Below are 8,651 nucleotides of genomic sequence, written 5' to 3'. Positions count from 1 at the left end.
TTTCGGACTCCTCGCCTCAAGTAGTTGGTCATACTTCTACTTTGGCACATTGATGCCGTCGGCGCTGGAGTCCCTCTCTATTTCCAGCAGCCTCGAAGGCGGCGTCCATACCATTTGTTTACGATCTTACTGCGCGAGCGCAATCGTAATCTACGCGGGACTCATGCGCTGCTCAAAATGCTCATGTACTTAAGTACATTCCGCTTTTTGTGCTGCTCTTCATCCCGCTGACGCTCGCTCGCTACAGATCGTAAACAGGTTCTGAAACCGTTTCTGGCTACCGCGATGTTTTTATCTGCCTTTTTCAGGCACGCAGCCACAACATACTAGGCGCAAAAAAACTGGTCAACTGGTTTTATATTTATAATGCCACTTAAGTGCCAGTGCATCGTTGTCAACGCCGCGTCAGCTTTGTTTGAAGGGGGGAAAGTAAGCCTTTTTGTACAGAATTTTTTATGTCACATGCAAGTAATGAAGCTCTGTCTTGTTTGAATCCTCGGTCAATACCACTTTGTTTTATTTTAACACTGGTATTATCGCTACCGTTTTGCAGGACGGGGTTTTTCTACAAGATAGCAAGCTGGAAAAGCGAAATTGGTATGTTGGGACTGGTCTTGAGGGATATGGGTTTCTGCCGAAAATTCATTGATCGTCATTTGCCGGAAACCCATCCCCACCCTAAGCCGTCCACTGCGCCGCTTGCAAGCGGCTTAGATTCTGTCGGCACAAAGCATGCTTTGTGAAACCCCGACGCCATTCCCTTGAAAGGGAGGGGATTTGTCAGTCCTTTTTTGTCAGGCACATTCCGGACAGCAGCGTCGTAGTAGGAGATTGCATTCATCACAGTGCGTGCGCTGCCGCTGTAGTGGGGACGCAAATGAAAAAGCGTCAGCAAGCTGATAGCTGCTGACGCCTGGGATGGTGCGATGCCGGGTAATGCCCGACGCTGTTTACAGCATCAGGGCTGCGGTCAGCGAATCGATCTGTTCTTCCGAATCAGACATCACATCCTGAAAGTTGCCGTCTTCAAATTCAAAGTTGATGCGACGTGAAAAGCGGGCAATTTTGTCGCCTTCGCTATTATGCAAGGGCGACAGTACCGGTGCTATGTCATTCGCCAGGATCAAGGTATCACCCAAAGATTCAGGCGGGAAAGAACAGACACCATGCCACAAGGCTTCGACGGCCTGCATGACACTTTCGGGTATGCTCAGCCGGCGCATGATGCCGCGTCCGATCAGGCGTTCGCCATATTCTATCCAGGTAGCCGGTTCGCCATCGAGCAGGCCAGGGAATTCTTCAGCGCGCGATATCAGGTAAAAACCACCGACCTCATGCACGATGCCGGCAAAAATCGCGGTTTCAGGATCAACCTTGGTCACCTGCCTGGCAATCACTTGCGCTAGCGAGGATACATGGGCTGAATGTTCCCACAATTGTGCTGCTTTGGCCTTCAGTGCCGGGTCTTTGACCTGGCTGTTCAACTGCCGCACGATGACCGATGCCAGCATGGCTTTCAATGTACGAAAACCCAGGCGATTGACGGCCAGGCGTACATTGGTCACTTCATTGCCAGAGCGGTTATACGCAACAGAATTGGCCAGGGCCACGGTACGCGCCGACAACAGCGGGTCTGCTGCGATCATTTTGGCTGCCGCATCGACGTGGCAGTCAGGGTCATCCAGTGCCTTTTGCAGACGCAGCGATGAATCGACGCTGGTCGGGAAGACCAGGTCACCCCGGTTAACCTCGGCGGCGATGGTTTTAAATATTTCCAGCTTGTCCATGAATATCTCCCAATATGGATACGGTGATTCCTCAATGGGCTTGTAGGGGTTGAAGCCAGCAACACCCGACATTCTGTTCAAGCCACAGCCTACTTATGCGTCTTTAAGAAATTGCTGTGTGGAATCATCTGCAATCTGTATCTTAGACATAAAATTCTCAAAAGCAACTCTTAATTTAACTTTTTTTAATAATTTTACTGAGGGCTGATAACAAAACCAAGATTCAATAAAAATCCTTGTCACCCTGCCATTTCATTATGTTCAGTCTAGCAGCGCTCATGCCAAAACATAGTAAATATTACAATGTCTTTCAGATTACATAAGGCAGGATTATACCCATCAGTCCGTCGCAGAAATTGTGAACAAGGATTAACTGGAACTCATTTCAAAGCTGAGGATGAAATGAGCTCCAGATGGGTTCTGAATGCGCTGTATACGGCAAATATGTCGGTATTCAGCCTGTGCTAATTGACGGTTCAGTCATCCAGATAAGTGACATTGATATCCAGCGTGACGAACAGGTTAGGGTAATCATCCCTTCTGACCACGACATGGAATATCCCGGATTTTTGTGGTGACGTGTACATGCCCAGCAGGCTGATGGTGCCGCCATCGGGTTCCACTACGCTCCAGGTCACGGGCTGCCTGATGTTAGCGAGGTAAGTGACATTCGGCGGGTAATTAATGTTTGCCTGTAGTGTCATGCTGCTGCCTGGCATCATGGTGATCAGGCGGCCGGGCACACTCAGTACCGGTACGAAGCCGGGCGAACTGTTGTCTACCACTATCGTGGCATTCACTGAGACCGTCGGGTAATCTTCCCTTTGTGCCTGCACATGGTAGGTGCCAGCCTTGGTGGGTGCTGTGTATTCCCCATTGATGGTGATGCTGCCCCCATCGGTTTCCAGTACTACCCATTTCACGGGTTGGCGCACATAGTTGACGTTCGGCGGGTAATTCATTTCTGCGCTGAAATTCAGTTTGCCGCCAGGGGCCAGCAAGACCGCGCCGGGGGTGATATTGATCTTCGGTGCACTGGTCCAGACACCAGGTGTGCTGCATGACAGGGGCAGGCCATTCAGGTCGGTCAGCACGCAGCCAGGCTGGCCCAGGACGACGATATCTTTGCTGGTAGCGGCCTTGGTCAGCATCAGCAGGAAGGGGTCAAACAATTTGCCATCCATGTTCAGCTTCAGGTTATCCAGCGCCTTGTCGTGCGTGTCGCCAGTGCCTGCGCTGCCGGGTATGGCGGCCTTCAGTGGCGTAGTGATGAAATCGTCGATCTTGCTGGTGTCCGCCATCATGATCAGGGACTGCGTGATCTCGGTCTGCGCGGCCTTGCTGCTGTTCACGGTGACCGCCCTGGCAATGGCATCCGCATCCGGGCTGGTGAACACCGTGTTCATACTGGTGCGCATCAATCTGGTCGACAACATCTCGGTCAATGGCGTGAGATTGACGACCCCACCATTAATGCTGATGGCATGCAGTTTTCTGCTGTCGGCTGCGTTGGTGACTTCCAGTACGCAAGGCAGGGCCGCTGCTGTGCTGTTGCCGGTGCTGACAGTTAAATCAAAACTGCCGTCGGCAGCGGTCTTGGCAGTGCCGTTGCCGCTGCGGCACTTCGCGCTGACAGTGGCACCTGAAATGCCCATGCCGGTTGCCGCTGTACCACGCAAAGCCAGGCTGGCACCTGGGGTGCTGATTGCCGTACCGACACTGCCACTGCCACCACATGCCGCCAGCATGCCCGCCATCGTGCACAGGCCGAGTAGATATTGAGGTTTCATTTTGCTCCCGCTTTTTATGATGAATTGACACCATCATAGAAGCTGATGAGAAAAAAATACCGCCCGAAATGTCTGCAAATTGTCATCAATTTGTAGCGGGTGACTTGCCGGGAATAATTTCCAGTGTTCTTTTAAATACTGGACCGGACTGGCCCCAGGTTGCCATAAGAAAATCTGATGCCAGATTTTCCTGGGATGGATTCCAGTGTGGGAATTTTATTGGGTAAGCCACTTTCATTGCCGTTATCGTGCTCGTCATTATTTAATATTGACATTAATTAATTAAGCAATTAACATATTAGTTAATTACTGAATTATTGTTAAACCTTGAAGGAGTATGAAATGAGCATGGAACTTAGCTATCTGGTTTATTTAATTGTTTCCGTCGTCATGACAATATGGGTGGCAAGAACATTGTCAAAAAACGGTGAGGTATTCTTGGTAAAATGTTTTGGCCAGGATGAAGTGCTGGCAAAATCTACTAATCACTTACTGGTTGTTGGGTTTTATCTGATCAATGTTGGGTTGATTGCAATCCGTCTGGATGGCTGGCAAATCTCGCCTGGCGGAATGATCCCGTATGTTGGTAGTAAAATAGGTGTGTCAGTACTTTGTCTGGGTGCCATGCATTTTTTCAACATGGTCATGATTGCCAAGTTTGGCAGGACTGTTACAGGCTGGGTGAGAGTCAATGATATGCGGGGAGCTGAAAAATTTTCTGCACCTGCTTAATATCTTGCAGCTCGTTAAGCTGAATATTTGAAATAAAACCCTATGCCGCGCATTGCGCGGCTATGGTCTTTTGAAAATGAATAATGTCTTCTGATAAGATTTTTGAAGCTTTGGCATCGTCACCGCGCAGGCAGATTCTTGCTTATTTATCGGAGCAGGAATTGACCGCAGGGGATATTGCTGCGCGCTTTAAAATGAGTGCGCCGGCAATTTCCCGTCATTTGTCGGTACTGGAAAATGCTGGACTGATCACTGGTGAACGTCAGGGACAGTTTGTGATGTATAAATTAAATGGTGATAGTCTGGTCAATACCTTGACGCAGTTTGCCTTTTCCATCTGCCCTGTGGGGGCGCCGCTCAAGCGAGAAAGCAAGAAAGGCGCGAAGGCTGAGACTGGTAAAATCAAAGCCGTAATCAAAGCCGTAATCAAAGCCGAAAACAAGACCTGATCATCTCTTTAGCTTATTGCCTGTCCGTATGTTGTTCAACATAAATGGTTTGGACGGGTCTGCTCTTCGGTTTGGCCCTGGCTGGACTCTGGCCCATGCTCATGAGTACCACGGCCAGCAAAAGTTTCAGTAACACAAAAACGATAAACAGCGTAATGACCAGAGGGATGATGGCGATCAGCAGGGCGATGCCTACGCAGATCATCAGCACTTTTGGCAAAGGCGTACGCAACAGGCGTTCGCCGACTTTTTGTCCAATCTGACGAAATTCCTGTGCTACTTGCCTGAAAACAGAATACAGGTATTGGCGGGCGCTACTTTTCATGAGGTACTCCTGAGATGGTGCTTGCTTGGAATTAAGCGGTGTTGTCATTATCAGTATGCGGTCGCGTATAGTCTACGGTAATTTTCATTGGGAATTGCCGATAACTGATGCAGATACTTCAAGTCTGGAAGCTTATTGCGTGAGTCTGGATTCATAAAACTTCAGCGATTGCGCAAATTGCATGCAGGTTTTATGCGTGCGTCTGTCTGCCAGCCTGCGTCTGTCTATGTCATCCATTTTTTTCCATACCTCAACCATGGCCAGTTTGACTTCCGGTTTTGACAAGCCTTTGTCGTTCATCAGATGATGCTCGATGGCATTGATGGATCGATTGAGCACGCTGGCATTCTCGCGCTGCCATTTTTTCAGCGCAGGCAGGGCCTGGATGTTGAGTTTGTTTTCACAGAATTCCCCCTCATTGGCGGCTGCCTGAAAAAATATCAGATTATTGTAAGCTTCCTTTTCGGTCATCGCATGGGCATTGCCATGCAGGCCGACTGTCATCAGCAATATGATGCCTGGTATCAGATAGGGTTTCATGTTTGAACAGTCAACTAAGGGTTGATAGGGGTTGAGGGCAGATCGTATTATCTGAATTCAGGCAGATATGATCTACGGTAATCTTTGCAAAACATTACCACGGCTATAGATAATAAAAAAGCGGCTGAGTAGTTACCACTCAGCCGCTTTTTTCTGCCTATTTACCTGATGTTTACTTTATTTAGCCTTGCCCAAATGCTGCAGGAAGAAAGCTTCATATTTCTTGTGCAGGGCCTTGGGTTTGACCGCGCCGCCCAGGCCATGTTCACCGTCCGGATCAAGGAACAGGTCCACCAGGGTTTCCTTGCCGTTTTCCAGCAGTGCGCGATAAACGTTGACCGTATCCTGGTACAACACATTCGGATCTTGCATGCCGTGTACCAGCATCAGCGGCTTTTTCAGGCCGGCTGTCAAAGGCAGCAGTGAGTATTTGCGCAGGTTAGGCTTGCTGCGTTCAGTCTTGCCTATGGTGCGTCCACTGTACCAGCTATTGTAGTTTTCCCATTCTGTCGGACCAGCACCGGCGATACCGGCGGCGAAGGTGTCAGGGCTGGTATACATCGCGTACTGGGTCTGGAAGCCACCAAAGCTCCAGCCGGTCAGGCCTATGCGTTTGCCATCGACCCCCAGGTTTTTTTGCATGTACTTGGCCAGGTCTTCCAGGTCTTCTGTCTGTGGTTTGCCCGCCTGTTCCCAGTTGGCATCGCTGAACTTGCGGCCATAATTGGAATGACCGCGCGGGTCCACGGCCACTGTCACATAACCGTGCTTGGCGGCCATATACATGCCGAACATATAGGCGGTTTGCTGGAAGCTGTCTGTCTCGACGATATGTCTGTCATTCAAGGGGCCGCCATAGGTGTAGATGATGGCAGGACGGTGGTCGGAAGCGCTCAGGTTGGCCGGTTTGAAGACATACGCCTGGATTTTGTCGCCATGGCGGTTGGTGAAGCTGAAGCGTTCAGGACGTTGCAGGTCTACCGCATTCCATTGCGGGTCATGGCTTTGTGTCAGCGTAGTGGATTTGGCTTTGCTGATGTCGATGAGTTTCAATTCAGGACGGCTGGCCCATTGACCGGCCATGCTGGCCAGCTTGTCGCCGCTGTCGGTGACGGTGCTGGCGCGATGGAAATCACCAGGCTGGCCCACTGCCTTCATGTCACCCGTTGCCAGGTCCACCTTATAGGCATTCATGGCAGCGAAATCATCCCTGTTGGCGAGTACAAACATGGCTTTGCTGTCGTCACTGAAGCCGATGATGCTGTGCGCTTCAAAATCACCTTTCAGTAGCGGTTTGGCGCTGCCATTGCTGACATCAATCACATACGGCTGGCGATAGCCCTGCTCATCCAGCACGGCAATCAGTTGCTGACTGTCTGGCGTAAAGCGGGGTGCCAGCACGTTCACGACTTCGTGACCGACATTGCCGCGTCTTTCCAAAACCATTTGTGGCTTGACGCCTTCTTCTGCTTTGCCAACGTAGATGCGCAGCAAGTCTTTTTCACGTTCCCAGGTAGAGAAGGTGTAGCGGCTGCCATCCTTGGCCCAATTAATCGCACTCATTTCAAACCAGACATCACCGCCATCATTGGTGAAGACCGGTTGTGGCTGGCGTGCAGAGGCATCGCCAACGCGGCGTATGTACAGGGCAGTGGCTAGTATTTTGCGTTTGTCATCCGACACTTCACGCGGCACTTTTTTGGCAGTGGCGAAGCGTTCGCTGTAGTTCATGATTTCGACCTGGCGTTCGGTCGGTGGTGCCGGCTTGCCGTTTTCTGGCTTGGCATCTGGTGCCTCGGCAGAGATGGCCATCCATTGCTTGTCTTCACTCAGCACGGTATTGACGATGCGGTATTTTTTGTCGGCATCGTCAGGGTGTATCAGTTCACGGTTTAACTGACGGATGGCGCTGTTGTCAAAGCTGGCGCTGAACAGGCGTTTTTCATCCATGTAGATATAGCCGTTGTCATCTGCCTGGTAGGCGATGATGCGTTCTGGCTTGTCGGTCTGGGTCAGGCGTTCGATTTTTGCATCCGCCATATTCAGGCGGAACAGGTCGCCACGGTATTGGAAGATCAGTTCATTCTTTTTATTCGCCCAGACCAGGCCATCGACACCGGGGTAGAGATCGGTGGGTTTGAGTTTTTCTTTTTCCAGTTTCTTTTTCAGTTCGTCACGTAGTTCCCAGACTTCCTTGACTTTGTTGTCGTCTTTGACTTCCTTCTTTTCATCTTTCTTGTCCTTGTCGCTGTCGACCCTGGTTACACTGGCTGTGCCGGTTTTAGCGGCGGCAGCGGCGGCTTTTTCCTTGGCTGCTTCGGCATCTGTTTCTGCTTTTTTAGCGGCGTCCCTGGCTTTTTTCTCAGCCAGTTCACGCTTGACTTCTTCCAATGCTGCTTCTTCCCACTGCATCAGGTTAACTTTTTCACCGCGTAGATAAGCGGCCTGGGCTTCGGCCTTGGCCTGGCGTTCGGCTTCTTCTTTTTCTTTTTGCGCCGCTTTTTTGTCGAAGCGTTCCCAGTCTTCGGGCGCGTCGTAGGTTTTCATCAGGGCTGGTGAAGTAATGCGTTTGGTTTCACCGGTCTGGGTGTCATACACATATAAATCAAAACCATTTTCACCGAAAGGGTTCCAGGTGTAGGCCAAATAACGGCCATCCTTGCTGAACAGCATATGGCGTGCGGCCTGGCCTGCATAGCCTTTGGCGCGATATACCTGTTCCAGCGTCAGGTCGGCTGGCTTGATCTTGGCGACATTGGCAACATTGTTAATAGCCAGTGCAGCTTGCGCTGTTTCTTGTGGCAACAGCAGGCTGGCCGCAGTGCTAAAAGCAAGCGCGATACTGACGGTGAGAATTTTCGGGGACATAGTGAAAACCTTGGTTTTAGTTTAATTAGCAGGTATGGGGTGGATATAAGTGTGATGCGTACTTGCCGATTTTATTACTCGATAACAGGAATTAACGCATTTTCCATAGACAAATGCCTGTGGAAACAGTTCCTTGAGAAAATGTTTTTGATGAAAATCG

7 protein-coding genes are annotated in these 8,651 nt (G+C 50.3%); 2 read left to right on the top strand and 5 right to left on the bottom strand.

Features of this window, described 5'->3' with window-relative positions; all coding sequences use genetic code 11:
• Positions 1-950 precede the first annotated feature (950 nt).
• Together ACO0LM_RS26450 and ACO0LM_RS26445 are read right to left on the bottom strand one after the other, a co-directional pair.
• Entirely contained in the window at positions 951-1,787 is an 837-nt protein-coding gene (locus ACO0LM_RS26450) for an HDOD domain-containing protein (protein WP_423041563.1), read from the bottom strand.
• Positions 1,788-2,263: 476 nt separating this feature from the next.
• Positions 2,264-3,577: a hypothetical protein gene (locus tag ACO0LM_RS26445; RefSeq protein ID WP_423041561.1), complete on the bottom strand. Its 1,314-nt coding sequence runs from the start codon at positions 3,575-3,577 to the stop codon at positions 2,264-2,266.
• Between the two features lie 342 nt (positions 3,578-3,919).
• Between ACO0LM_RS26445 and ACO0LM_RS26440 the strand changes: the two genes are divergently transcribed.
• Positions 3,920-4,309 (top strand): hypothetical protein, encoded by a 390-nt coding sequence (locus ACO0LM_RS26440; RefSeq protein ID WP_423041559.1) that lies wholly within the window; start codon positions 3,920-3,922, stop codon positions 4,307-4,309.
• A gap of 83 nt (positions 4,310-4,392) precedes the next feature.
• Positions 4,393-4,758: a metalloregulator ArsR/SmtB family transcription factor gene (locus ACO0LM_RS26435; protein ID WP_423041557.1), complete on the top strand. Its 366-nt coding sequence runs from the start codon at positions 4,393-4,395 to the stop codon at positions 4,756-4,758.
• A 13-nt stretch (positions 4,759-4,771) separates the two neighbouring features.
• Here the strand turns inward: ACO0LM_RS26435 and ACO0LM_RS26430 are convergent, their stop codons facing one another.
• The 3 genes from ACO0LM_RS26430 to ACO0LM_RS26420 form a co-directional block, all read right to left on the bottom strand.
• The gene (locus ACO0LM_RS26430; RefSeq protein ID WP_423041555.1) at positions 4,772-5,083 is read right to left on the bottom strand and encodes a hypothetical protein; all 312 of its coding nucleotides are present in this window, start codon (positions 5,081-5,083) and stop codon (positions 4,772-4,774) included.
• 132 nt (positions 5,084-5,215) lie between these two features.
• Entirely contained in the window at positions 5,216-5,623 is a 408-nt protein-coding gene (locus tag ACO0LM_RS26425) for a hypothetical protein (RefSeq protein WP_423041553.1), read from the bottom strand.
• 177 nt (positions 5,624-5,800) lie between these two features.
• Positions 5,801-8,491, bottom strand: coding sequence for a prolyl oligopeptidase family serine peptidase (locus ACO0LM_RS26420; RefSeq protein WP_423041551.1), 2,691 nt, complete (start codon positions 8,489-8,491; stop codon positions 5,801-5,803).
• Positions 8,492-8,651 lie beyond the last annotated feature (160 nt).

The organism is Undibacterium sp. Di26W, from assembly GCF_049340265.1.
Taxonomy (GTDB): domain Bacteria; phylum Pseudomonadota; class Gammaproteobacteria; order Burkholderiales; family Burkholderiaceae_D; genus Undibacterium.
Note: the sequence above shows the minus strand (reverse complement) of the source record. Positions and strands in the feature narration are given on the sequence as shown.